Source organism: Streptomyces sp. NBC_01463, assembly GCA_036227345.1.
In the GTDB taxonomy this organism is placed as follows: domain Bacteria; phylum Actinomycetota; class Actinomycetes; order Streptomycetales; family Streptomycetaceae; genus Streptomyces.
On record CP109468.1, the window covers coordinates 2,218,106 to 2,243,398 of the forward strand.

At 68.9% G+C, this 25,293-nt stretch carries 26 protein-coding genes; 5 read left to right on the plus strand and 21 right to left on the minus strand.

The features are described 5' to 3' along the window. Window positions 1–26 precede the first annotated feature (26 nt). The 6 genes from OG521_09625 to OG521_09650 form a co-directional block, all read right to left on the minus strand. Entirely contained in the window at window positions 27–1,025 is a 999-nt protein-coding gene (locus OG521_09625; protein ID WUW26628.1) for a beta-lactamase family protein, read from the minus strand. Between the two features lie 68 nt (window positions 1,026–1,093). Further along, window positions 1,094–2,017, minus strand: a complete 924-nt coding sequence (locus OG521_09630) for a hypothetical protein (protein ID WUW21032.1) — start codon at window positions 2,015–2,017, stop codon at window positions 1,094–1,096. A 22-nt stretch (window positions 2,018–2,039) separates the two neighbouring features. Further along, window positions 2,040–3,068, minus strand: a complete 1,029-nt coding sequence (locus OG521_09635) for a hypothetical protein (protein ID WUW21033.1) — start codon at window positions 3,066–3,068, stop codon at window positions 2,040–2,042. Continuing rightward, entirely contained in the window at window positions 3,065–3,781 is a 717-nt protein-coding gene (locus OG521_09640) for a hypothetical protein (protein ID WUW21034.1), read from the minus strand. Before OG521_09640 ends, OG521_09635 begins: the two co-directional genes overlap by 4 nt. Window positions 3,782–3,791: 10 nt before the next feature. Further along, window positions 3,792–3,968, minus strand: coding sequence for a hypothetical protein (locus OG521_09645; GenBank protein ID WUW21035.1), 177 nt, complete (start codon window positions 3,966–3,968; stop codon window positions 3,792–3,794). A gap of 204 nt (window positions 3,969–4,172) precedes the next feature. Continuing rightward, a complete protein-coding gene (locus tag OG521_09650) occupies window positions 4,173–5,711 on the minus strand; it encodes an MFS transporter (GenBank protein WUW21036.1) in 1,539 nt (512 codons plus the stop codon). Window positions 5,712–5,856: 145 nt separating this feature from the next. Between OG521_09650 and OG521_09655 the strand changes: the two genes are divergently transcribed. Continuing rightward, window positions 5,857–6,423 carry a TetR/AcrR family transcriptional regulator gene (locus tag OG521_09655; GenBank protein WUW21037.1) on the plus strand — a complete coding sequence of 189 codons (567 nt, stop codon included), beginning with the start codon at window positions 5,857–5,859 and terminating at the stop codon, window positions 6,421–6,423. 40 nt (window positions 6,424–6,463) lie between these two features. Here the strand turns inward: OG521_09655 and OG521_09660 are convergent, their stop codons facing one another. After that, window positions 6,464–6,892, minus strand: a complete 429-nt coding sequence (locus OG521_09660) for a hypothetical protein (GenBank protein WUW21038.1) — start codon at window positions 6,890–6,892, stop codon at window positions 6,464–6,466. A gap of 98 nt (window positions 6,893–6,990) precedes the next feature. On the opposite strand from OG521_09660, the gene OG521_09665 reads away from it, so the two are divergent. Beyond that, window positions 6,991–7,350 (plus strand): hypothetical protein, encoded by a 360-nt coding sequence (locus tag OG521_09665; GenBank protein WUW21039.1) that lies wholly within the window; start codon window positions 6,991–6,993, stop codon window positions 7,348–7,350. Between the two features lie 119 nt (window positions 7,351–7,469). Here the strand turns inward: OG521_09665 and OG521_09670 are convergent, their stop codons facing one another. The 11 genes from OG521_09670 to OG521_09720 form a co-directional block, all read right to left on the minus strand. Beyond that, window positions 7,470–7,850, minus strand: coding sequence for an STAS domain-containing protein (locus tag OG521_09670; GenBank protein WUW21040.1), 381 nt, complete (start codon window positions 7,848–7,850; stop codon window positions 7,470–7,472). After that, window positions 7,847–9,139 carry a SpoIIE family protein phosphatase gene (locus OG521_09675; protein WUW21041.1) on the minus strand — a complete coding sequence of 431 codons (1,293 nt, stop codon included), beginning with the start codon at window positions 9,137–9,139 and terminating at the stop codon, window positions 7,847–7,849. The genes OG521_09670 and OG521_09675 overlap by 4 nt, the downstream gene beginning before the upstream one ends. Next, window positions 9,136–10,071, minus strand: coding sequence for an alpha/beta hydrolase (locus tag OG521_09680; protein WUW21042.1), 936 nt, complete (start codon window positions 10,069–10,071; stop codon window positions 9,136–9,138). Before OG521_09680 ends, OG521_09675 begins: the two co-directional genes overlap by 4 nt. A gap of 301 nt (window positions 10,072–10,372) precedes the next feature. Next, on the minus strand, window positions 10,373–10,576 hold the full coding sequence (locus OG521_09685; protein ID WUW21043.1) for a cold-shock protein: 204 nt from the start codon (window positions 10,574–10,576) through the stop codon (window positions 10,373–10,375). 322 nt (window positions 10,577–10,898) lie between these two features. Continuing rightward, the gene (locus OG521_09690; GenBank protein WUW21044.1) at window positions 10,899–11,234 is read right to left on the minus strand and encodes a helix-turn-helix domain-containing protein; all 336 of its coding nucleotides are present in this window, start codon (window positions 11,232–11,234) and stop codon (window positions 10,899–10,901) included. 1,827 nt (window positions 11,235–13,061) lie between these two features. Beyond that, window positions 13,062–13,454, minus strand: coding sequence for a type II toxin-antitoxin system death-on-curing family toxin (locus OG521_09695; protein ID WUW21045.1), 393 nt, complete (start codon window positions 13,452–13,454; stop codon window positions 13,062–13,064). After that, window positions 13,451–13,645, minus strand: a complete 195-nt coding sequence (locus tag OG521_09700; GenBank protein ID WUW21046.1) for a ribbon-helix-helix protein, CopG family — start codon at window positions 13,643–13,645, stop codon at window positions 13,451–13,453. The genes OG521_09695 and OG521_09700 overlap by 4 nt, the downstream gene beginning before the upstream one ends. Before the next feature lie 436 nt (window positions 13,646–14,081). Then, window positions 14,082–14,420, minus strand: coding sequence for a hypothetical protein (locus OG521_09705; GenBank protein ID WUW21047.1), 339 nt, complete (start codon window positions 14,418–14,420; stop codon window positions 14,082–14,084). Between the two features lie 219 nt (window positions 14,421–14,639). Further along, a complete protein-coding gene (locus tag OG521_09710; protein ID WUW26629.1) occupies window positions 14,640–15,539 on the minus strand; it encodes an RNA polymerase sigma-70 factor in 900 nt (299 codons plus the stop codon). Window positions 15,540–15,572: 33 nt separating this feature from the next. Then, window positions 15,573–16,775, minus strand: a complete 1,203-nt coding sequence (locus OG521_09715) for an FAD-dependent oxidoreductase (protein WUW21048.1) — start codon at window positions 16,773–16,775, stop codon at window positions 15,573–15,575. Between the two features lie 257 nt (window positions 16,776–17,032). Then, window positions 17,033–17,932 (minus strand): NmrA/HSCARG family protein, encoded by a 900-nt coding sequence (locus tag OG521_09720; protein ID WUW21049.1) that lies wholly within the window; start codon window positions 17,930–17,932, stop codon window positions 17,033–17,035. A 105-nt stretch (window positions 17,933–18,037) separates the two neighbouring features. Here OG521_09720 and OG521_09725 point away from each other — a divergent pair, with 105 nt between their 5' ends. Further along, complete coding sequence (locus OG521_09725; protein ID WUW21050.1) at window positions 18,038–18,787, plus strand: TetR/AcrR family transcriptional regulator; 750 nt, start codon at window positions 18,038–18,040, stop codon at window positions 18,785–18,787. Window positions 18,788–19,093: 306 nt separating this feature from the next. Here OG521_09725 and OG521_09730 read toward each other — a convergent pair whose 3' ends face one another. Together OG521_09730 and OG521_09735 are read right to left on the minus strand one after the other, a co-directional pair. Further along, window positions 19,094–20,497 (minus strand): TRAM domain-containing protein, encoded by a 1,404-nt coding sequence (locus OG521_09730; GenBank protein WUW21051.1) that lies wholly within the window; start codon window positions 20,495–20,497, stop codon window positions 19,094–19,096. A 114-nt stretch (window positions 20,498–20,611) separates the two neighbouring features. After that, entirely contained in the window at window positions 20,612–22,660 is a 2,049-nt protein-coding gene (locus OG521_09735; protein ID WUW21052.1) for an APC family permease, read from the minus strand. Between the two features lie 432 nt (window positions 22,661–23,092). Between OG521_09735 and OG521_09740 the strand changes: the two genes are divergently transcribed. Together OG521_09740 and OG521_09745 are read left to right on the plus strand one after the other, a co-directional pair. Further along, on the plus strand, window positions 23,093–23,761 hold the full coding sequence (locus tag OG521_09740) for a TrkA family potassium uptake protein (GenBank protein ID WUW21053.1): 669 nt from the start codon (window positions 23,093–23,095) through the stop codon (window positions 23,759–23,761). Continuing rightward, entirely contained in the window at window positions 23,761–24,438 is a 678-nt protein-coding gene (locus tag OG521_09745) for a TrkA family potassium uptake protein (GenBank protein ID WUW21054.1), read from the plus strand. Before OG521_09740 ends, OG521_09745 begins: the two co-directional genes overlap by 1 nt. Window positions 24,439–24,533: 95 nt before the next feature. Here OG521_09745 and OG521_09750 read toward each other — a convergent pair whose 3' ends face one another. Beyond that, window positions 24,534–25,292 (minus strand): DUF3159 domain-containing protein, encoded by a 759-nt coding sequence (locus OG521_09750; GenBank protein ID WUW21055.1) that lies wholly within the window; start codon window positions 25,290–25,292, stop codon window positions 24,534–24,536. Between the last annotated feature and the right edge of the window lies 1 nt (window position 25,293).

The window sequence follows — 25,293 nt, forward strand, 5'->3', positions numbered from 1 at the left end:
CCCCGCCGCCCCGGACCGGGGTGCGGTCAGAGCTTCTCCGTCAGGAGCTCGTGGACCGTCGTGACGAACGGGTCGGTCCGGTGCACCCGCCGGGTGCACATGGCCGCCAGGGCGGTGCCGGTGTCCGGACGGAAGCCGAGGAACATCTGCTGCCCGAGCGTGGCTCCCGCGTGGAAGCAGACCGGCCCGCGCGGTGACGGGTGGCGGAACCAGGTCAGGGTGTGGGTGTGGGCGTGCCGGAGGCCGCGCCGCAGCAGCGGGCGCCGCACGTCCGCGAACGCGGCGGCGGGCGGCCGGGCGGGAGCGGCCGCTCCTCCGGCTGCTCCCGGCAGGTGTGCCTCCAGGAACGTGAGCAGGTCCTGCGGTGTCGCCCGGACCGCTCCGGCGGCGGTGAATCCGCCGGTGTCCAGCGCGGGCAGCGGACTGCCGTCACGCCGGTGCCCCACCGCGTCGCCGCAAGGATCCCCCGGACCCAGCCGCGTGCCCGCCAGCCCGAGCGGGCCCAGCACCTCCTGCTGGAGCAGCGCCTCCCAGGGTGTGCCGGTGGCGGCCGCCAGGGTGTGTCCGAGTACGGAGACGGCGAAGTTCGAGTAGTGCCAGCGGGTCCCCGGGTGGTGGCGCGGGCGGGCGCGGAGGAACGCCCGGACCACCCGGTCGGCCGGGTAGCGGCTGTAGGGCGCGGTGGACCACCGGGGCAGTGCCTGCGGGTAGAAGTCGGCCGGCAGCGCGGGGAGTCCCGAGGTGTGGGTGATCAGATGGCGCAGGGTGATGGCGCGCAGGGCGGGGTGCACCGGGTGGCCGGGGGCCAGCAGTTCGGCCGCCGAGTCCTCGTACCGCAGACGGCCGTCCGCGACGAGGGCGGCCAGCAGGAGCCCGGTGAAGGGCTTGGAGGCGGAACCGAGTTCGTAGCGGAGCGGGTCGCCCGGCGGCACGCCCCCGCCTGACCGGAAGGTGCGGTGGCCGCGGTGGCTGAGCGCGATCACGAGGCCGGGCGCGTCGATGGTGCGGGCCGCCTCGGCCAGCAGCCGGGCCCGCTCGCCCTCGTCCCCGGACGACGGGACGGCCGGGGCCCGGCGGACGTCCTGCGGGGCGGTCACGCGGGAGCCGGGGCGGCGAGGTCCGACAGGGCGCGGGACAGGGCCAGCGCCGAGGCGAACGCCGCGACCAGCGTGGGGTGGTAGACGAGGTCGAAGACGGACTCCTCGTCCCCCTCCGGCATGGCACCCATCACGGGCATCGCCCCGTCCTCCTGCTGGGCGCCGGCGAATCCCTCCCAGGCGGCCGGGTCCAGGGCCGGCTCGGGCAGGCAGGCGTCGACGACGAGCAGTTCGCCGAGCAGGTCCCAGCGGCCCAGGTCGAGCCAGTCGTCCAGCCACACCGGCAGCCAGAGGGCGAGGTAGTCCGCCACGTCGGCGGGCAGCCCGGCCGGATTGGCGCCCCAGTCGGTCAGATGGAAGACGGTGTGGGTGATGTCGTAGCCGATGTTGCCCTCGACGGTCCACGGCTCGGGCCGCCGGGACAGCCAGGTGCGCCGGTACGCCTCGTCGAGCGGCATGCTCGGCTCCACTCCGAAGCGGCGCTCCATGGCGCTGAGTCCGAGCCGGCGCACCGGGACGACCTCCAGCGCGCCCCAGCTGTCCAGCCGGTGGTTCAGCCGGACGGCGGCCTCCAGGGACGGCTCGCGGAACCCCAGCTCCCGGAACGGGACGTAGACCTCCATCGGGACGGGGCAGAGCGGTTCGCGCCGCTGGCCGTCGACCAGCCGGGCTCCGGAGCCGAGGAGTTCGTGCCAGGCGTGGTCGAGGAGCTTGCGCGCCAGCGCGGCCTGCCGTGACCCGGCGACGCCTTCGCGGAAGATGACCTTGCTGATGAGCGCCAGTTCACCGAGCGGCTTGAACCGGTCCAGGACACCCACCTCGGGAGGCGGGTCGTCGTCGAGCCGGAACCCCGCCCGGTGGTCGTACAGCCATCCCAGCGCCCGCGCGCCCACGTCATGGATCTGCTGGATGCCGCTCATGCGGCAGCTCCCTTCGTGCGGGTCATACGGCGGCCCCGGTGACCGCCGCGGCGGCATCGGCCCGGTGCCCGGTGAGCCGCTTGAGGCACAGCGCGGCGGCGAACGCGGTGACCAGGGTGGAGTGGTAGCAGGCGAGAAAGGGATACGGATCCGGATCCGGCTCGGCGTCCGCTCCCGCACCGCCCCGCGGGTCGGCCCGCACCGTGGGGCCCGTCTCCGGTACGGCGCCGCACGGGGCCTGTGCGGCGGCGAGCGCGGGCCAGGCCGCGTCCAGCAGATCCGTGGGCGGCGGCCCCGGCAGGGCAGCGGCGACCGCGAGCAGTTCGCCGGTCAGGTCCCACTGCCGGCTCTCCAGGCAGCCGTCGACCCAGGGCGGCAGCCAGGCCCGCAGATACGCGTCGATGTCTGCGGGCATCCGCTCGGGAACGCAGCACCAGTCCGTGATGTGGAAGACGGTGTGGGTCAGCGCGTAGCCGGAGGGGCCCTCGAACATCCACGGTTCGGACAGCCCGCCGAGCCAGGTGCGAGCGAGGACCGAACCGGCGTCGGCGTGGAGGGCGTCACCGACCCGCCGCTCCGAATTGAGCAGCCCCAGCTCCCGGTTGGCCTGCTGCTCGGTGCGGGCCCAGCCCCGGGTCGTGGCGAGCGTCCCGGCCAGGCGCTCGAAGCCCTCATTGCGCAGCCCGTGTCCGGCGAAGGCGGCGTAGATCTCGTACGGGTACGCGGCGAAGGGTTCGCCGCGCAGCAGCTCCAGCAACAGGTCGCCGCCGTGCACCTGGTCCCAGGCGAACATGACGAGGTCCCCGGCCGTCGCGTGTTCCGGGGCGTCGGGGGCGGTGCTGCGGCGGATCGTCGTGCAGAGCTGGGCCAGTTCGCCCAGGGGTTTGAGGGTGCTGTTGACCTGGGTGTGCGGCTCCAGGACGTCCGGGGGGAGCACGAAGCCCGAGCGGTGGGCGTCGGCCCAGCCGAGCGCCTGCCGCAGCACGCGGGGCAGGACGGACAGTGCGGCACCCGCCGTGCCGCCGGGGGCGGTGACCGCCGATGCCGTCACCGCGCCCGCCCTTCGGCCATCAGCCGGGCGGCCCGCACGTGCAGCGCGACCCGGGGGTCCGTGCCGCCCATGAGCTCGACGAAGTCGAGTCCGCGGTCCAGGCCCAGCGTGTCGGGCCGGCCTTCGAGACCGGCCAGCCAGCGGCCGGCGCCCGCCGCCTGGAGCCAGTTGCGCCGCCGTACCGCGCGCACGAAGCCGCGCGACAGATCGACGACCCGGTGGGCGGCGGCCCGGTGCACGGCCGACGAGGCGGCCGGCACGGCGAGCGGTGCCAGCACGGAGAGCTGATGGGTGAACGCCTGCCAGGGAGCCCCTTCGAGCCACGCCGCGTCCGGCTCGGCGGTACCGGGCCCGGTGGGCGGCAGCTGTCCGGCGGCGGTGGCCGGTGCCGTCCGGTCCAGGGCCGACCGCATGCCCCAGTGACTCCAGGCCGTGGCATCGGAGGCATCGGGCCGGGGCGGGAACTCCCGCACGGCACGGTGGAGCACGGCGAGGTCTCCGGGATGCGGATGGTGGCCGTGCAGCACGCTGGGCAGCAGCAGATCGGCGCCGATCACGCGTACCGCGGCGATTCCTGTCCGGTTGTCCTCGTCGATTCCGGCAGCGCCGCACACCGTGGCGAGGTGGTCCCCGCTCCGAAGAGCGAGGACCACCTCTGTTGCCAGGTCATGCACGGCACCCGCGAGGGGGGACGAGGCATGTGTCTGGTCCATGTGCTACCGACTAGCCCTTCTTCGGGCGGGGGGTCGGCGGCGAGAGCAGCAGTGCGGAGCCGCCTCCGAGGAGGGCGAGATACGCGCACTCGCGGGAGTCGCGGTAGAAGCCTTCGGCCTCGCCCGGGTTGAGCGCCGCGTCGAGGTCCAGCTCGATGTCGGTGGCAGTGGATTCTGTGGTGTACATGGGTGTTGCCCCGTCCTGTGGGAAATGGGGGTTGCCGTACGTTTCGAGTGAAATAGAGGAAATGCAATGCCGCAAATCAGACGAACCGGTAAAGAAGCTTCCCCATTCAATTGAAAAGTAAATCCATACACCTCGCACCACCAAGCCGACCTGCGGAAACGCGCATTCCACTCACTCGATCAGCGAGTAGTGCGCGGGGCGCATTCAGCCGGAAGAGCGTGCACCCGGGGCCGCGAAAGAATCGCCTTCTCGAGTCGGTGCCGGTGCGGCCGTCACCGGCTGTTCGGATGCCTCGCCCGAGGTCGTGACCGCGCCCTGACCGGCGGAGGACCGCGGCGCCGAGGAGCCTTCCGCCGCCGGCTCGGACCGGCTCAGCCACAGGCCCGTGAACACGGCGGTGACCAGAGTGACGGCACCGGCAGCGAGGAAGGCGCTGTTGAGGCCGGCCTCGAAGGAGGCACCGCCGGATTGCCGGGTGCGGACGACGACTCCGAGTACCGCCACACCGAGCACCGCGCCGATCTGCCGCGTGGTGCTGCTGATGCCTGAAGCGAGGCCGCCCTCCTGCGGGCTGACCGCCTGGATGGCGGCTCCCGTCAGCGGGGACAGGGTCAGGGCGAAGCCGATGCCGACGACTCCGAGCCGCCACCACACGTTCCCGTAGCCGGTGTCGGCGTGCACCATGCCGAGCGCCAGCAGCCCCAGACCGGCCAGAGCCAGGCCGACGGTCACCACGATGCGGAAGCCGTAACGGGCGGCGAGCCGGCCCGCGTACGGGCTGACGATCACCATGCCGAGGGACATCGGCAAGGTCTGCAGGCCCGCGCGCAGGATCGAACTGCCCTGGACGTAGACGAAGAACTGGGAGAAGAAGAACGACGAACCCATGAGCGCGAACCCCACCACGACCATGGCGGTGTTGGACACGGTGAACAGACGCTGCCGGAACAGCGGCAGCGGCAGCATCGGAGCGGAACGTCGCGCTTCGACGGCGACGAAGGCGGCGAGGAGGATCACCCCGGCAGTGAAGCTGCCCAGGATCACGGGCGCCGTCCAGCCGCGGGCACCACCCTCGATCAGCCCGTAGGTCAGCGCCCCCACCGCCAGCACGGACAGCACCGTCCCCGGGACATCGATCGCCGGGGCGTTCGGATTGCGGGTCTCCTCGAGGCTGCGCAGACCGAACAGCAGAAGAACGACGCCGATGGGCACATTGACCAGGAAGATGGCGGGCCAGCCGAAGACATCCGTCAGCACGCCGCCGGCCACGGGACCGACGGCCAGACCGAGCCCGCTGAGCCCGGCCCACAGCCCGATCGCCTTGATCCGTTCCTGCGGCACGGGACAGGCGGCGACGAGCAGGGCCAGCGAGGCGGGGCTCACCGCCGCGGCCCCGACACCCTGCAGCACCCTGCCGGCGACCAGCCAGCCGACCGAGGGCGCGAGACTGCACATCACCGACGCGACGGTGAACACCGCCACACCGGTCAGGTACACCCGCTTGCGGCCGAACCGGTCGGCGAAGACACCGCCGGACAGCAGCAGCATGGCGACCAGCAGCACGTACGCGTCGACGATCCACTGCAGACCGGTCAGCTGCGTGTGCAGCCGCTGCTGCATATCGGGCAGCGCCGCTCCCACGATCGTGTTGTCGAGCAGGACCATGAACTGACCCAGGCAGGTCACCGTGAGCAGCGCGCTCCGGCTCTGCCGACTGCCTACGGACGCAGGCGATGCGGTCAAGGGAGTTCCTCTCCATCGTCGATTGCGCCCCTCCGTGGCCGAAGCGGCCAACAGCGAGCGCACTAACGCAGTCGTCGACTGCGTTAGTTGACTGTACGGAGGATCGCCCCGTAAACGCAAGTCCTGACTGCGTTAAGGTGAGGGAATGAGCGAACAACAACGAGCCCGGCGGCCCGGCGGGCGCAGCGCGCGCGTCGCCGCGGACGTGCACCAGGCCGTCACCGACCTGATCAACGAGCGCGGCTACGGCAACTTCACCGTCGGCGAGGTCGCGTCCCGCGCGGGCGTGGCCGACAGCAGCATCTACCGCCGGTGGGGCAACCTGGAAAGCCTGCTCTCCGACGTGGCGCTCGCCCGCCTGGACGCGCAGTCACCGATGCCCGACACGGGAACCCTGGCCGGCGACCTGCGCACGTACGCGCACCAAGTGGCCCGCGAGATCACCGGCCCCGACGGGCTGGCGGTGGTGACCCTGGCCGTCGCCCTGTCCAGGAGCGGCCGGCAGGGCCGGCAGGCGCGCGACGATCTCCTCGCCGCACGCACCGGCCAACTGCAGTCCATGCTCGACCGCGCGACCGAACGCGGCGAGCCCGCCCCTGCCGCACTCGACGTGCTGGACCACATCATGGCCCCGATGTACGTACGCCTCCTGCTCGGCGTCGGCCCGCCCACCCCGGAGTACGTCGACGGGCTGGTCGACCGGTTGCTGTGATGCGGCCCCGGCCCGTGGCGAACGGGACAGACGCCCGTGATCAGCCCCGGGAGCGGCCGTGTGATGGCGCATCGGGGGCCGCGTCCCACACCGCGGGCGGGGTCGACGTCACGTACCAGAAGTCGTAGGGCACGCCCGCGGGCGCGAGGAGGGAGAAGTCCTCGCTGCCCATCGCGGGGCCGAAGTCGAGCACCGTGGGTGGTCCGAACAGTTCGCGGTGCACGGCGGAGTTCTCGCCGTCAAGGACGGTGTCGTTGACGGTGTTCGGGTAGCCGGGCCGGACCGTAACCTCCGGCAGGGTCGGGCAGCCGGCAGTCCGGCACTCGCCCTCCACGATGCGGCGGACGGCTCCGAGGACGCGGTCCCGCACACGCGCGTCCTGGGTGCGCAGGTTCGGGGAGAGCCGGGCCTCGGCGGGGATGATGTTGTGCTTCGTACCGGCGCGGAACTGTCCGCCCCGTGCCAGCACGGGGCCGCCGGGCTTCCGACAGGGACCGCGAGCGCCCGTCTTCCCCGACAGTGCCGGCCGCTCAAGCGATTGGACCACCAGTGAATATGATCTGTGGCATGTCGAAGCCTGACGAGTTGCTCGTAGATCTCGCCGCCCTGGTGGAATCCGGGCAGAGCAATCAGATGTCGCTGACCGTGGTCACCGGTGGTGCTGTCATCACCGGTCGGCTGGCTCCCGAAGCCGTGTGGAGACTGAGGGTGTCGGAGGTGCTCCAGGATTCGGACCGCTTGAGCGATTTCTCCGCCGCCTTCAAGACCCCCGCGAAGAACGACGGGGCGCCTACACATCTGCACTTCCATGTCGCCCGGATCCTGCAGGGCACGGTGGGGATCCCGGAGACGGGCGGGATGTACCGTGTCGCGATCGAGGACGTCAGCGCCTGGACCGTGGGCGACTTCAGCTATTCCGATCACTGAGCGGCCACCGCGGCGTGGACCCGTCGCAGGACGACTCCGAGCAAAAGGATCCGTAGGCGCCGGGTCCCGCCGCGCTGGACGACCCGAGCGGAGAGGGTCCCTCTCCTTCCAGGCAGGATTCAGTCCCTGGTGACGCGATTCCGGTGATCAGCGCCCTGTGGAGTCGGGGCGGTGGCTGTCGGCAGGTCGGGGTGGAGGGTGAAGACCCGGTCCAGGCCGATGATGCGCAGGATCCGGGCGGTGTTCGCAGGGACGGCGGCCAGCGCTATGTCGCCGCTCATTTCCGTAGCCAGGTTGCGTGCAGCCAGCAGCGCGGTGATACCGCTGGAGTCGCAGAATTCCAGGCCGGCCAGCTCAAGGACCAGCAATCGGCCCCGTATCCCGGGGAGACTGTCCACGACTCGGCGGAGTTCGGGTGCCGTCGCGTGGTCGAGGTCACCAACGATCCCCAGCACGGGACCGGTTGCTGAGTCTCGGGCAGTGATCGTCAGTCGGCTCATGTCAGGTCTTGACTCGCGGGAGTGGTACGCGGGGCGGGTACGCCGAGGGCGAGCAACGCTGTGTCGTCGTCGAGTCCCTCACCGAAGCCGGCGAGCAGGCCGGAGAGGGCGCTGATCAGGGCCTTCGGTCCCGCAGCCGGCTGTGCGATGGTGAAGGCGCGGAGGGCTTCGTCACCGTAGAGCTCACGCTCGGGTCCGGTACGGGCTTCGGTCAGGCCGTCGGTGTAGAGCAGCAGGGTGTCGCCGGGGAACAGCCGGGTGTGGGTGCGTGTGAACTCCGCCTGGGGCAGGACGCCGATGAGCATACCGCCGGGGGTGGGCAGGTAGTGCGCGGTGTTGTCGGCGCGTTGGACCAGCGCGGAGGGATGGCCGCCGGACGCCAGATGGACGCTGGCGTGGCCGGTGCCTGGGTGGAGGACGCCGAAGACGGCGGTGCAGTAACGGGTGCCGCCGCTCCGGTACCGCTCGTGCAGCACGGTGTTCAGGGTGGTCAGCACGGCCACGGGGTCCGGGTCGTGCAGAGCGGCTGCCCGGAGCGTGTAGCGAGTCAGGGAAGTGACTGCGGCGGCCTGGGGCCCTTTGCCGCACACGTCTCCGAGGAAGAACGCCCATCGGTTCGCACCGAGGGGGAACAGGTCGTAGAAGTCCCCGCCGAGTAGATCCGGAGAAGCGGTGTGGTAGTAGGCGTCGGCCTCCAGGCCCGCGACCGTGGGCAGTTCGGCGGGAAGCAGGCTCTGCTGGAGGACCGCGAGAGCTTCCTGAAGCCGCTCTCGGTCGGCCTCCGCCTGCCTGCGGGCTTCCTCGGCTGCCTGCCGTGCGCGCAGCAGCTCGGTCTCGTAGGCGCGGCGGTCGCGGGCGTCGAAGACCGTGGTGCGGACGAGCATCGGTTCGCCGTCGTGACTGGTCTTCACCTTCGAGGTGACGAGCACCGGCATCCGTTGCCCGTCGGCGGTCTTGATATCCAGGGCGATGCCGCCGACCTCGCCGTTCATCTGCAACAACGGTGCGAAGTGCGTCTCGTGGTAAAGCCTGCCGCCCACGGTGAGCAGATCGGTGAACCGCATCCGGCCTGCCACCTCGCGCCGGGTCAGGCCCAACCACTCCAGCAGAGTGGTGTTGATCTTCGCGATGGTGCCGTCCATCAGAGTCGACAGGTAGCCGCACGGAGCCTGCTCGTACAGCTCCTCCGCGCTGTCCTCCAGCAGATCGGTGAAGGCCGCCCCCGTGGCCTCCGTGCCCTTGTTCTGCTCCTGTTCCGGGTCCTGGTCCTGGTCGGTGCGGCACATCATCGGGTCGGTTCCATGAAGTCGGCGATCGCCCCGGCTGTGGCCTGCGGAGCACTCAGTTGGGGACAGTGCCCTGTCGCCTCCAGCGTGACCAGCCGGCTGCCGGGAATCGCGGCGTGGACATAGGCACCCACCTCGCGGGGGGCGATCACGTCCTGCGTGCATTCCAGCACCAGCGTCGGCACCGCCACCGTCTTCAGGTCTTCACGACTGTCCGACAAGAAGGTCGTACGGGCGAAGACCCGGGCCATGTCGGGGTCGGTCGCGCAGAAGGATGCGGCCAGCTCCTGGCCGAGTTCCGGCCGGTCCTCGTTCCCCATGATCACCGGGGCCATCGCCGCCGACCAGCCCAGGTAGTTCGACTCCAGCGACTCCAGCAGTTCGTCGATGTCGTCCGCGCTGAACCCGCCCCGGTACCCGTCCTCGTCAATGTAGCGGGGCGACGGGGCCACCATCACCAACCGGGAGAACCGCTGGGGCGCCTGGGCCGCTGCGAGAACCCCGACCACGGCACTGACCGAATGCCCCACGAAGGTCACTTCCCGCAGGTCGAGCTCCTCGCAGACCTCCAGCACGTCCAAGGCGTAGCCGTCCAGTGAGCTGTAGCGCTGCTCACTCCAGGCGGAGAGGTCCGAGCGGCCGGATCCCACGTAATCGAAGAGCACCACCCGGAAGGTCTCAGCCAGCATGGGGGCCACCAGACGCCACATGTTCTGGTCACAGCCGAACCCGTGCACCAGCAGGAGTACGGGCCCGTCCTCTCGGCCGGTGACGGTGACGTTGTTCCTGCGGCGGATATCCGTGCCTGCCGGATTCCCGCTCCTCGGGGCGAGCGTGCCGAACCCGCCACCCCGCCCCGAATCGGCGCCCGAGCCGAAAGCGGGGCCGTCGGGCCGACTGCTGGAGGAGTGATCATCCATGGGCAGGGGGTTCATCCAGAACCTTCCTCGATATGGCACGTTCAAGTAATTCCATCGCGCAAGAGTCGTGCCGGGATCGAATGAACGAGTCGAATGAAACGCATGAGCATGTCCGACTCGCGGTGAATCTGGTACGAATGAAAGGGTGAAATCGAAATAGCTCGAACCAGACGCCACTCCGGGAGAGCCAACACCGCTTGATCATGCCTGTCGGCGATGATTCCTGATTCCTCACGCGTGAATCCACTACGGGAACACCCCACAAGGCGAGTCCGGACACACTTGGAGTCCCGGCGCCGCGGAACGCGTGTCGAAGTCAGACGGGAACGATATTCTCGGCCGTCGGGCCCTTCTGACTCGGCGCGATGTCGAAGGTGACCTTCTGACCTTCGAGCAACTCGCGGAATCCCTCGGCAGCGATGTTCGAGAAGTGGGCGAACACGTCCGCACCGCCACCATCCTGCTCGATGAAGCCGAAACCCTTTGCCGCGTTGAACCACTTCACAGTGCCGGACGCCATGTCATATCTCCTCTGGGGCAGTACGCAGGACCCGCAATGCACGGATGCCGGGTCGCCGAGATGATGCCCCTCCCGGAATGACCGGAAATACAGAAGCGCTTCCAACGCCCGAAATGGTCGTTGGAGGCGCCTGAAACTCGGGAACCAACACTGCAACGGAGGCCGACAGTACCATGCCATAGTAACCGGCGTTAGTCGCAATTCAATTCGGCTCATTGACGTAAAAACACTGCGGGCGCGATGCGCCAAACCCTCACTTCGCGGCCGTAGTTATCAATCCACCCGGAGCACAATTTGTTTCAGCAGGAGCGGTCGCACTGCCTCAGGACTCGGGCAGACCGGACGGGCCGGCGGCCCGGCGGTATTCGGCGTTGATGCGCTGGGCCTCTTCGAGCTGGTCCTCGAGGATGACGATGCGGCAGGCGGCCTCGATGGGGGTGCCCTGGTCGACGAGTTCCCGGGCGCGCGCGGCGATACGCAGTTGATAGCGGGAGTAGCGGCGATGGCCGCCCGCGGAGCGGAGCGGGGTGATCAGACGAGCTTCGCCGATGGCGCGGAGGAAGCCCTGTGTGGTGCCGAGCATTTCAGCGGCCCGGCCCATGGTGTACGCGGGGTAGTCGTCGTCATCGAGACGGCCGAACGAGTCGTCTGCTGTCATTTGCACCTCTCTGTGGAACGCGTGGAGGGGCCCTGGTGCCATATGGCACCAGGGCCCCGAAGGAACTGCTACACCATCTGCCGGCCTTGAGTGCTGCGCCGGCTCATTTTTCCGCATGTCCCGACGTGATGCAGTCGGGGTGCGGGGATCGCGGTTGCTCGACCGGAGACCACCTCACTATCGATGTCCTGCGGTACCCGGGCCCAGTCATTCCACCCGGGCGATCCCGATGGCGCACTCCTCCGTTCTTCCCTCTTGATCAACTGCTTGCCGAACAGGAACTGCGTGCTCCTGGTCCTACGAACTGCTCGTGGCCTCGTCACAGCACCACGCTCCGGCAGCCAGCCCCGTCGCCCGTCCTGCATCTGCGCCGGCTTGGAACCCCACTACCGAACCTCCCAATACGCGCGTCCGCAGTCGACGCCTTTACCGAGGAACTACCGATACCGCACTGCTGGGTACTGCGAACTGCATCTTCTGAACTGCTACAGCGGTCCAGCTCATGGCAGCCCCTGACCACTGCGGGCCACCCGGTCCGGCCGTCAGCCCCGTCGCCGTCCTGCAACAACCCTGGCTTCGAAACTCCACCACCGCACCGTCCTGCGCACTGCAACTGCGGTACCACTGCCTGGCAGTTCATCTCTGCCGGGCCTTGCTCGATCTCGGCTACGAGAGAAACCATAGCCACGCCGCAGCCCAATGTCTACTCCGGACATCATAGATTTTCCTGCACCGGCCAGCGAGATAGTCGACCTCTACCGCCGATGGGGGCACGCCCCCGCCGCCCCGGCCGGGCTACGAAGTTTTCGCCGACGCCGGCACCGCGAACCTGCCGAAGAGCATGTGCTGTCACCGCGCCGGCGGGCATCCAGCCCGGTGCGGCCGCCTGCAAAGTCCCGACCAGGACTCCGGTGCTCCGCAGCTGGAGTCGCAGCGCTTCGCCGTCGCCATGGGTGCAGGGAGCGGCGGTGGCCTCAGGAACGGAACGGCAGGTGGCAGACGGCGGAAACGACACCGGGGCGGCCGTCGCCGCCCGCAGTCGAAGGGACGCCTGTGCTGCACCTGATGGAGAACTTGGCAGGGATGCCGCGTTCCCAGGACCGCCCCTCGGATGCTCCTGGTGCCGGCACAGCGTGGCGTGCACGATCACGCCGCACTTGAGCGGCCGCCGCCCCGCCCGGTGTGCATCGCTGGAAGCACGCTGCTGCCCGACACCCCGATTGAGCCGCGCTGTCTGACCCGGGACGATACATAGCGCGCCGTCAGAACCAGCGTTGAACGAGCGTCAAGACGTTTCCGTGCCCGGCCCGCAGATGTCGAGTCAACCTGCATTCCGTTATACGAAGTCACAGGTCAGACAGGCAGCGGGAGCGTGCGCCATGCTTCACGTGATAGATCTGCGGAAACATGTCGGCATGCCCCGCTCGCAGCCTGGGAAATCAGAAAGAGAGCAGGTCAGATGCCCTTTGTGGCAGGCTCCAGAATCGCGACGCACTCCACATGGTGCGTCATCGGGAAGACGTCGGCATCGGATGCCGGTGAGAAATCGCAGGTCAGAACGCCTTTTCAGGTGTTCCTTCCCCCGCTCGGTGGAGCCGGAGCGTCAAATGAGCGTCACGACTCGACACAGCTCTCGTCTCAGGACTCCCAGAACGGCCGCACAGCCGGCGAAACCATCCCGCCAAGCAACCATCGCGGCTTCGGCGGCCCGAGCGCGTACGTGGCCCGCGATCTCTACCGCGCGCAGGCTGCTTCCAGCCTGAACCGCAACGCCGTACCGGTCGTAAAACTGGGCACGCGCGTGCCCAGCCCATCCGTCGTCGTGCGTCAGGAAATGGGGAACCAGGCCGAGAGACGCTTGGCGATGACCGGGACGTCGATGTTGTCCTGCGCGACGTCCTCGACGAACGGTCCGGCAACGGATACGGGAGGCGGGGCGATACCGGCACTGACGCCGTTGAGCCGCAGGAAGACGCGCATGGCGAGCCAGGCAGTGCGCTTGTTACCGTCGATCAACGCGTGATTGCGGGCAACGGAGTGCAGCAGCGCCGCAGCCTTCTCGTGCAGTGTGGGATAAAGCTCGGCCCCGAACACGGCGGTCCGGGGCCGTTCGATCGCAGATACCAGAAGCCCCATGTCACGCACGCTGTGCTCCGTGCCGTTGACCTTACGGGCAATGGCGAGGATCTCGTCGATCTGGATGTAGCGCACCTCGGTCACTTCAGGTAATCCAGGATCTCCGCATCGCTGTCCATCAGCTCGGCCAGCACGTCATCGACCTTCAGCTCTGCCCGGTCCTGGGCGTCACGAATGGCCTCAATCGCAAGCTCCTGCTTGCTGCGGCGCTCACGACGAGCACGCTCGGTGAGCTTGGCGTCAAGGTCATCGGGGAGTCGGAGTGTCATCGCCATACAGCGATGATACCAGGCTGGTATCTATGCGGCGAGACGATACAAGCCACTCGAGACTTTGGACCACGAAGCCACGGCCTGAAGCCCCGGACGGGCCATACGCGGCAGCTCGCGCGGCCGCTGAGGAGGGGCAGCGGGATGCCCGTGCCTGAGTCGTCGACCCCGCACCGATGGTCCGGTCCATGCGGCCACCAGCCGGGGATGTCCGTGGGGTCAGCCCTCCATGGAGTGTTCCCCGAAATTCCGACACCTGGACGCTGGATGTTTCGTCACCCAGGGGATTGACAGGCCCCTCGCCGGTCAGACCCGGCAGGTGCCACTCGCAAAAAGCTTGCGCACCACCGGCTCCCACAGCGGGCTCGTGCGGGTCACGCATGGGATGACATGCGCCTCGCCTCTGCATGAGTGTGTGCGGAGATGGACGCGCTTCGAGTATCTACGTCCACGCGACGGCCACGACCGCTGCCCCAGCCGTGAACGACCCGACGGCGTAGAAGGCCCACGGTTGCTTGTTTCGCATGCCCACGAGGGCGGTCACCGCCACCAGGACGTCCAAGGCCAGTTTCACCGCCATCTTCGCGTCAACCACCGTCAGGTCCAGGGATATTCGGGTCCAGATGAGTCCCGTACCGGTGACCAGTTGGACGACCGCACTCGTCAGCATGTAGCTGCCGGCCACCGGGTCTTTTCCTCTCAACTGGAAGAAGAAGCCACCCATGAGCGCGGCGAACCCGAAGAGGTGGAAGACAAGGAACACGTACCGAATGATCTCCATGCCAGTGATCTTTCTATAGATTCAGAACCGAGTTGATGATTCTTCACAGGAATTCGGCCACGCCCGTATCACTCTGCCGACCGCTGACGTCACGACCCGCAGCGCCTGTCGGGTCGTCACGGACAGGTCGCTGTCGCCGCGAACCCTGACCCGCGTGAGACCTTCGAACTCGGGCCGTTTCAGATGACGTCGAACTCGGATCGATGACCCAGGGAGAGTTCAGCGCAAGGTGAGCGGGGTCTCGGATGCGATGCGGGAGAGCTTCTCAGGGTTGCGGACGACGTAGAGGCCGGTGATGCGGTCGGCCTGCACATGGGCTGCGATGATGCTGTCCAGCTCACCGTCCAGGTGGACCGCCAGGGCCGGGCTGCCGTTGACCATGGTGTGGCTGAAGGCTATCGGGATCGTGTTCCTGCCGAGTCCACCGGCCAAGAGGCGGGCCACCTTGTCGGCGCCGACGATCGGCCGCAGGGCGGCGTGCTTCACGCCGCCGCCGTCACCTATGTAGACGATTTCAGGCGCGAGTATGTCGAGCAGACCCTGAAGGTCCCCGCCGTTCAGTGCCCGCACGAACGAATCCACGGCCGCCCGCGTCCGGCGCTGGGAAACGACGGTGCGCGGGCGCCGGGCATCGACGTGCCGACGTGCCCGGTGCGCGATCTGACGCACAGCTTCCGGGGACTTGTCGACCGCCGCCGCGATCTCGTCGTAGCCGACGTCGAAGACCTCCCGCAGCACGAAAACGGCTCGCTCGGTCGGCGACAGTGTTTCCAGGACCAGCATCACCGCCATCGAGACACTCTCGGCGAGTTCGACGTCCTGGGCCACGTCCGGCGTGGTCAGCAACGGCTCCGGCAGCCACGGACCCACGTAAGACTCCTTGCGCCGGGACATGGTGCGCAGCCGGTTGAGCGCCTGCCGCGTCGTGATCCGGACCAGGTACGCACGCTGGTCGCGCACCTGCTCAAGGTCGACCTCGACCCACCGCAACCAGGTCTCCTGCAGGACGTCCTCGGCATCGGCCGCCGAGCCGAGCATTTCGTACGCGACGGTGAAAAGCAGATTACGGTGCGCGACGAATGTCTCGGTCGCGCCGTCCATGACGTGATCATCACTCATGACCTGATCCTCTCCCTCCCGGTCCGTCCGCATCTAGGAAACCTGTTCGGCAACCGGCACTTCGGAGCGCATGGCCTCCAATGCCTCCCGGCGTCCGGAACCTCCCTTCATGCGGTGAAGGCTGTACCCACCGGGCTTGTGTGCCTCGTCAGCCAAGTGCTTCACGATGCCCTTGCACACGCCTTCCTTCATCTTCGCGCCGAGCCGACCGCCGACGTGGAACCAGATCGCGACGTCGGACCTGTTGCCGAACTGGAAGATGCCGGTGGCCCGGCCCAGGCTGATGCACTGCGCTCCGAACGACTGGTTGAGGGTCTCGGGCTGTTCACCCGCCAACCGGCTGAGCACCGTGTCGGCGGCCCGCGCGCCCAGTGGCATCGCCGTCTGGCAGCTCATCCGCAGCGGCAGACCCGACGGTGCCGCCGAGTCCCCGGCCGCGACGATGCGGTCGTCATCCACGCTCGTCAGCGTCTCGTCCGTGAGCAGGCGGCCCAGGGCATCGGTGCTCAGCGCACTGCGGGAGGCCAGGTCCGGCACGCCGAAGCCTGCGGTCCAGATGGTCACCGCGCTGGGCAGCTCCCGGCCGTCGGCAAGCCGTACCGCATCCCGTGTCACCGCCGTCACCCTCGTGGCGGCTCCTTCCACGATCTTCACCCCGAGCGCCGCCAGTCGCCCGGCCACTGACCGTCGACCCCTCCGGTGCAGGTACGGCCCAAGCACCCCACCGCAGACGAGGGTCACGCTGCGGCCCTGATCCGCCAGCTCGGCGGCGGTCTCGATGCCCGTCGGACCGGCTCCGACCACCGTCACCGCGGCCGACGCGGGCGAGGCCTCGAGGACCGGAAGCAGCCCCTGCGCCTCCTCCAGGCTCGCGAGCGGGTAGGCGAACTCGGCCGCCCCGCGCACCTGAGGGTCGGCGCTGCCACTACCCACCGCGTAGACCAGGTAGTCGTAACCGACCACACCACCGCTCGCCAGCTCCACACCGCGCCCCGCCGCATCGATCCGCGTCACGCTGTCGACGACCAACCGCACGCCCGCAGCCAAGACCTCCTGGTAGCCGACGACAGCGGCGTCGGTCCCGCCGACCAGTTGGTGCAGGCGGACCCGGTGGACGAAGGTCGGGCGCGAGTTGATCAGCGTCACGGTCACGTCGTCGTGCCGCGTCAGGCGATTGGCCGCCATGACACCTGCGTACCCCCCGCCGATCACCACGACGTCGGTGTTCTCAAACATGATGTCTCCCTCGTTTCGAGCGGTTCGAGCTCAAGACACCGCCTGCACGCCCCCTGTGACATCGTGTGACCCAGATCTCCATGCGCGTGCTCTGCCGGCCCGCCGACTGCGCCTTCCTCGCCGACTCCCACAAGGGCCGCGCGCACACGGCCTTCTACAGAGTGCTGCTGCTGGCAGCGGGATGCCCCCAGGCCACGCACCGTGATGCGCGTCTGCTCCTACTCAGAACGAGGACGATCAGCCCGATGGCCGAAGTTCTAGGCGGTTTTGAGGAGTTGCTTCCGCAGCAGGGTGGCGCCGGACTCGGCAAGCCAGTCCCCGAGCGTCCGCAGTCCGGGATGGATGATGCGCAGGGTCTCGATGTCTGCATGCCAGCGCGATCCGGCTGCCCAGCGCTCCCGGACCTGAACGATCTCGGGGTTGAGTGCCGCCGCCTCGGCGTGAGTGATCTGCTCGTAGCGAATGGCGGCACCAGTGGCCTCGCTGATCGCGGCAACCGCTTCGACAGGGGTAGGGGCATCCCCGGCCAGCTCCAGAGTCCGTCCAGCGAACCGGTCCGGCTGATCGAAAGCCAGCGCCGCGAACTCGGCGATGTCCTCCACCGCGATGATCTGGACAGGTTCGTACGGCGGGAAAATGTGTCGGTGCACGCCCTGGGCGATGCCGTCGAGACCGATGGGCGTCGAACCGAGAAAGTTCGACATAAACCGCACCGGGCGCAGAACCGTCACCGACCGGATCCGCTCACGCAGGTAGTCCTCGATGCGTCTCTTCCCCTCGGAGCCACCTGGACGACCCGGCGTGGACGCGATGCCCGAGAACACGACGTGCTCGACTCCCACTGACGCCGCGGCATCGATCAGGGCCCGGCCGCGGGTGAACTCACGCTCCACGTCGGAACCGGCCGGTCCGAAGGCCACGGGCGGTACGGCGAACAGTGCCGCTGCTCCCTCCAGCGCAGCAGGCAGACTCGAACGGTCATCGAAGTTGCCACGCACGAGCTCGGCTCCTGCGGCTTCAAGTGATGTGGCGGCGGGTGCCGTCGTGTCCCGTACGAGCGCACGGACCGGCCTTCCGGCCGCCAGGAGCCGGTGTGCGGTGGCGCCGCCCTGCCGACCGGTCGCACCGGTCACGACGACCAAACGGTCACTACTCATATCGTCCTCCGCCTCGGGATGGTCGGTGGGCCCAGTCGGATTGGGCCCGGGGCCGATGTGGAATGCTCCACCCATTTCAGCGGCACGGACAAGGAATTACGTGACATGACCGCAGCCCCCCAGGACGCCGGTCGGGCCGATGCCCGCCGTAACCGCAGGAAGGCACTCGCCGCCGCTTCGCAAGCGTTGGACGAGCACGGCCCGGACCTCTCACTCGGCGCGATCGCGCGGCAGGCGGGGGTCGGCGCCGGCGCCGTGTACCGACACTTCCCAAGTAAGGAGATTCTGCTGGAGGCCGTACTTGTCCAGCAGGTCGACGACCTGGTGGAGACCGCTCGGCAGTGGGCGGCCCGCTCGGATCCTGCCGCGGCATTCTTCGGCTTCCTCCTGGAGGTCGTCGAAACGTCCCACGGGCGTCATCACGCATGCGATGCCCTGACCACGCGAACGACCTGGCCACGGCCGCTCTTGGCCGCATCGACACGGCGGTTCCGCCAGGCACTTGAGCAACTGCTCCGCGCCGCACAGCAGGCTGGTGGGGTCCGCACCGACGTCACCATGGACGATGTCGCGGCCTTCACCGTCGGGTGCGCGACGATACGGGCCGCGCACCGCGACCGGAACGGCGGCACCCGCATGGTGCGGCTGGCACTGGAGAGCCTGCGGGCCTCCTCGTTCGTAACGGAAGGGCGCGGGTTTCGTTACTCTCCCCGCGCGCCTCACGGAGCATCACGGTGCGAGGAATGCGGGGTCCGGCTCAAGACCCGGTCCACCGGGCGCCCGGCGCGCTACTGCGGAGCGACCTGCCGACAACGAGCGCATCGCCGCCGCCTCGGCACGGCAACGCGTTCCTAGTGGAAGGCTGGACCTGAATCCGAGCTCCCAAGCTCGGCGGCGCCCCCGGCCGGATCGCCGCGGGTTCACGATCTGGATGGCCGCCCACGCCTTTTGGCGATCAGAGCTGCTTTCACTGGTCAAACCCTGTTTGACCAGAAGCCTTCGGCACCCTGCCTCGCGGACTTCCCTATCAGGCCGGCGACGCAACACACCTGACACCCCATCAGTACAAGCGTCAAATGAGCGTCACGGGCGTCATTTCAGCGTCAGGATATCGCCCGTGACACCCGCGCCGCACATAAGGCCCACGCTCAAAACCACAGGTCAGGCACCCTTAGTGACCGGCTCAAGGATCGCGACGCATTCAACGTGATGCGTCATCGGAAACAGATCGAACGCCCTCAGCGTCCGCACCTTGTAGCCGCCCTCCGCGAAGTACGCCAGGTCCCGCGCCAGCGCCGCCGGGTCGCAGGCCACGTACGCGATCTTGCGGGCCCCGAGGCCCGAGAGGCGCTTGACGACCTGCTTGCCCGCTCCCGCGCGCGGCGGGTCCAGGACGATCAGGTCGCATTCGGTGATGCCCGTGCGCGGCAGGATCTGGTCGACCTTGCCGTGCTCGATGCGGACCCGCTCCAGGTCCTTGAGGTTGTGGCGGGCGTCCTCGACCGCGCGCTTGCCGGACTCGATGCCGAGCACCGCGCCCTTCTCGCCGATGCGCTGGCCGATGGCGCCGGCGAACAGGCCGACGCCGCAGTAGAGGTCGAGCGCCATGTCGTTCTTGCGGGGCAGCAGGCCCTGCATGACAGCGCGGACGAGGGTGTCCGCGGCCTGCGGGTGGACCTGCCAGAAGCCGCCGGAGCCGACTCGGTAGGTGCGGTCGTCGGCGCGTTCGCGGACGAAGCCGCGGCCGTGGACGCGGTGCACGCCGCCGTCGCGCTCGTCCACGCGCAGGACAGAAACGGGCTTGTCGAGCTCGACCAGCGGGAGGCGGCCGCCCTCGCGCGGGGTGAGGATGACCTGGCGGTCGTGGGAGCCGGTGGCGGCGATGGCCTCCACGGTGGCCATCTGGGGCCAGTCCTGCTTCTCGATGCCGAGCTCGGTGACGCCGGGCGCGGCGATCATGCACTGGTCGATGATCTCGATGTCGTGCGAGCGGTGCTTGCGCAGGCCGACGCGGCCGTCCGCGTCGATGGCGTACTGGACGCGGGTGCGCCAGGCGGGCACCTCGCCGGGCGGGAGCTTGTCGCCATCGGCCGGCATGACGGTGCCGTCCCAGCCCGCCTCCTCCGGGGTGAGGCCCGCGAGGCGCTGGAGCTGCTCGGCGATCACTTCGCCCTTGAGCCGGCGCTGGGCGCCCGGCTTGGCGTGCTGCCAGTCGCAGCCGCCGCACTTGCCGGGGCCGGCGAACGGGCACGGGGCCTTCACGCGGTCCTTGGATTCCTCGATGATCCGTACCGCGTCGGCGCGCAGGAAACGGGAGTCGGCGGCGCCGTCGGTGACCTTGGCGATGACCTTCTCGCCCGGGAGGGTGTGGCGTACGAACAGGACCTGGCCCTCGGACGTGCGGGCGATGCAGTGGCCGCCGTGGGCGACCGGGCCGACCTCGACCTCGTACTCCCGGCCGACCAGTGACTCCGCGGCCTGGGACTCCGCGGCCTGGGACTCCTCGGTCCGCAGCTCCCCGGTCTGCGTCTCCCCGGTCTGCGGCGAAGTGGATTCGTTCTGCATGAGGGGAGGGCTCCAGAGATCAGGGGAAAGCGGCCGGACAACAACCTACGAGTCTACGTGGGTGCCGTCCGGCCGCTTACCACCGATGAGAGGGCCCTGTCAGCCCCGGCGGTGTCAGCCCTTGTGCGTGGGCTCCTTGTGCTTGCGCTCCACCGGGCCGCGTCGCACCGAGCCGGGCGCCGTCCAGTCCGCGCGCCGCCGGGCCCGCTTCTTGGCCGCCTCGGAGGACTCCAGCTGGTACGGGACGGAGGTGACCATCACGCCCGGCGTGAAGAGCAGCCGGCCCTTGAGCCGCAGGGCGCTCTGGTTGTGCAGCAGGTGCTCGTACCAGTGGCCGACGACGTACTCCGGGATGTAGACGCTCACGACGTCGCGCGGGCTCTCCCGGCGCAGGCCCTTGACGTACTCGATGACCGGGCGGGTCACCTCGCGGTAGGGCGAGTCGAGGATCTTCAGCGGGACGTTGATGCCGCGCCGCTCCCAGTCCTCCTTGAGCGCCTTCGTCTCGGCCGGGTCGACGCTGATGGAGAGCGCCTCCAGGTGGTCCGTGCGGATCAGTTTCGCGTAGGCGAGGGCGCGCAGGGTGGGGCGGTGGAGCTTGGAGACCAGGACGATCGAGTGGACCCGGGAGGGGCGGACGCTCTCGTCGGACGGCGTCTCGTCGGCGGCGATCTCCGCGGCGACCCGGTCGTAGTGCTTACGGATCGCGGTCATCGTGCCGTAGAAGATCACCATGCCGAGCAGCGCGACCCAGGCGCCGTGGGTGAACTTGGTGGCGAGGACGACGACGAGCACCAGGCCGGTGAAGAAGGCGCCGAAGGTGTTGATCGCGCGGGAGCGGATCATGTGGCGGCGCTTGAGCGGGTCCTTCTCGGAGCGCAGGTGCCGGTTCCAGTGCCGGACCATGCCGGTCTGGCTGAGCGTGAAGGAGACGAAGACGCCGACGATGTAGAGCTGGATCAGCCGCGTCGAGTCGGCCCCGTAGATGACGACCAGCAGGATCGCGGCGCCGGCCAGCAGCACGATGCCGTTGGAGAAGGCGAGCCGGTCACCGCGGGTGTGCAGCTGGCGGGGCAGGTAGCGGTCCTGGGCCAGGATCGAGCCGAGGAGCGGGAAGCCGTTGTACGCGGTGTTCGCGGCCAGGAACAGGACGAGCGCGGTGGCCGCGGCGAGGATCACGAAGAAGAACGTGCCGTCGCCGAAGACCGCGGCCGCGACCTGGGAGATCACCGGGTCCTGGACGAAGGACGAGCCGACCGGGGAACCGTTGCTGATCAGGTCCTTCGCCGGGTTCTCGGCCATCTTGACGTCGGTGGCCATGGCCAGCCCGATGATGCCGCAGAACATGGTGACGGCCAGCAGGCCCATCGCCGCGAGGGTGGTGGCGGCGTTCTTGCTCTTGGGCTTGCGGAAGGCGGGGACGCCGTTACTGATCGCCTCCACGCCGGTGAGCGCCGCACAGCCGGAGGAGAACGCCCGCAGCAGCAGGAAGACCAGGGCGAAGCCCGCCAGGCCCTGGTGTTCCGGCTTGATCGTGTAGTCGGAGGTCGGGGCGTGCATGGTGTCGCCGAGCACCAGCCCGCGGAAGGCACCCCAGATGATCATGATGAAGACGCCGGCCACGAAGAGGTACGTGGGGATGGCGAAGAGCTTGCCGGACTCCTTGACGCCCCGCAGGTTCATCAAGGTCAGCAGCACGATGGCGGCGACGGCGCACGCCGTCTTGTGCTCGACGACGAACGGGATCGCGGAGCCGAGGTTCTCCACCCCGGAGGCGATCGACACGGCGACGGTCAGGACGTAGTCGACCAGCAGCGCGCTGGCCACGGTCAGTCCGGCCTTCGGGCCGAGGTTGGTGGTCGCGACCTCGTAGTCGCCGCCGCCGCTCGGGTACGCGTGCACGTTCTGCCGGTACGAGGCGACGACGGTGAACATCAGGACCACGACGGCGACCGCGATCCACGGGCTGAAGTGGTACGCCGACACACCCGCGATGGACAGCACGAGGAGGACTTCCCCGGGTGCGTACGCCACCGAGGACAGCGGGTCGGATGCGAAGACGGGGAGCGCGATGCGCTTGGGGAGGAGAGTCTCCCCCAGCTTGTCGCTGCGCAGGGCCCGTCCGATCAGGATCCGTTTGGGCACGTCGGTCAGTTTGGACACGCTGAGGATCGTAAGGGTTCCGTATGGGACCGGCCCACGCACCACCCCCGGGACCCGGCAATCTCCTGCACTCGGCCGGAAAAGCCACGGAATCCTTAACGGAATCCTTGCACCGCGGCCGCCCGGCAGCCCGCCGAACGCTCTTCGAAATTCCGTGGGACGCTCCTCGAAGGCACGTCGGCCGCTCCGCGGAATCCCGGCCGGACGCTGCGGGGAATCCCGGCCGGGCGCTTCGGGCCGTTGTCGCCTTTGCCACAGTGGCCCCGTGATACGCACACTCGAATGAGGCAACGCACCCGGCGCCGCTTAAGCTCATCCTGGGCAACGGGACGAACCGTTGCCCCATTGTTTGCCCGGCCAGCCGAGGGAAGAGTGTGAGCAGGGTGTTTTCGCAGGTCAGCCGGACGATCAGGACTGCGAGGTAGGCGCAAGGTGCACATCGTCATCATGGGCTGCGGGCGAGTAGGAGCCGCTCTCGCGCAGACCCTGGAGCAGCAGGGGCACACGGTCGCCGTCATCGACCAGGACCCCACGGCGTTCCGGCGCCTCGGCTCCGGCTTCGGCGGGCGTCGCGTCACGGGTGTCGGTTTCGACCAGGACACCCTCCGCGAGGCGGGGATCGAGGAGGCCGGCGCGTTCGCCGCCGTGAGCAGCGGCGACAACTCGAACATCATCGCGGCCCGGGTGGCACGCGAGATGTTCGGCATCGAGAACGTCGCGGCCAGGATCTACGACCCCCGTCGTGCCGAGGTCTACCAGCGCCTGGGCATTCCCACGGTCGCCACCGTGCGCTGGACCGCCGACCAGATGCTGCGCCGGCTGCTGCCCTCGGGCGCGGAGCCGCTGTGGCGGGATCCGAGCGGCGGTGTACAGCTCGCCGAGGTGCACACCACGCCGTCGTGGATCGGCCACAAGATCAGCACGCTGCAGGAGGAGACGGGCGTCCGCGTGGCGTTCATCACCCGGTTGGGCGAAGCGATTCTGCCGTCGTCGCAGACGGTGCTGCAGGAGGGCGACCTCGTCCACGTGATGATGCGCACGGACGAGATCGCGAAGGTCGAGGCGGCCTTCGCCGAAGGCCCCGAGGAGGGCGGTCACTGATGCGTGTCGCTATTGCCGGGGCCGGTGCGGTGGGCCGTTCCATCGCGGGCGAGCTGCTGGAGAACGGGCACGAGGTGCTCCTCGTCGACAAGGCGCCGACCGCCATCTCGGTGGAGCGGGTGCCGATGGCCGAGTGGCTGCTGGCGGACGCCTGCGAGATCACCTCACTGGACGAGGCCGCGCTGCAGCGCTGCAACGTCGTGATCGCGGCGACCGGTGACGACAAGGTGAACCTGGTCGTCTCGCTGCTCGCGAAGACGGAGTACGGCGTGCCGCGCGTCGTCGCCCGGGTGAACAACCCGAAGAACGAGTGGCTGTTCAACGAGTCCTGGGGCGTCGATGTGGCGGTCTCCACGCCGCGTCTGATGTCGGCGCTGGTCGAGGAGGCGGTGAGTGTCGGTGATCTGGTCCGGCTGCTGCGCTTCAGCCACGGCGACGCGAACCTGGTGGAGCTGACGCTGCCGCCCGAGTCGGCGCTGGCCGGTACCCAGGTCGGCGAGGTCGCCTGGCCGGAGGACACCTCGCTGGTCACGATCATCCGCGGGCAGCGCGTCCTGACGCCGAGCACCGAGGAGACCCTGGAGGCCGGTGACGAGCTGCTGTTCGTGGCCGCGCAGGCGCGCGAGGAACAGCTGGAGGATCTGCTGTCGGTGCGCCAGGGCGACCCGGAGAGCTGACCGGAACACCACCTGGACACGTGAGAGGGGCCTGTTGCCGCCGGTGGCGGTGACAGGCCCCTCTCACGTGCTGTGGCTCAGACGCGTGCTGTGGCTCAGAACTCCTGGCTGCGGGCCGCTTCGGCGGCCGCGGCCGCCTTGCGGTCCTTCTCGGCCTGCTCCTCGGCCTCCATCTCGGCGAAGACGTCGATGGGCGGCGGCGCCTTGGCCAGGAACACCCAGGTGAGGTAGACCGCGAGCAGGAACGGCGGGATCTTCAGGGCGACCAGGACCCAGCCGAACTGCGTGGTGTCACCCCACCAGTACAGCGGGAAGAGGATCGCGCACTTGGCGAGCAGGATCAGGCCCCAGGCGTAGCTGGCCTTGGCGTAGGCCTTCTTGCGGCCGGGGTTCCTGGTGCGCCAGGAGAGGTTCTCCTTGAACACCGGGCCCAGGATCAGTCCGATCAGCGGCAGCCCCGCCACCGTGGTGATCAGGTAGGCCAGGGCCAGTCCGAGCGTGTAGATCATGCCCGGCAGGTAGAAGTCCTTGGCGTTGCCGGTCATCTTCGCGAAGACGACACCGAAGGCCACACCGAAGACACCGCTGAAGGCGTGCTTGACGGTGTCCCTGCGGATCAGCCGGACGGCCACGAGCACCAGCGACACCGCGACGGCCGCGATGGCCGAGTTCGTCAGGTTCTTGTCGATGGTGAAGATCGTGACGAAGAGCAGTCCGGGCAGGACCGTCTCCACCATGCCCCTGATGCCGCCGAAGGCCTCGAAGAGCGCGGCCTCGGTGACCGCCTTGGCATCGGCCTCCTGCTGGTCGGTGGTGCGGTCCGTGTCGGACGTCGGCTTGTCGAGAGACGTCACC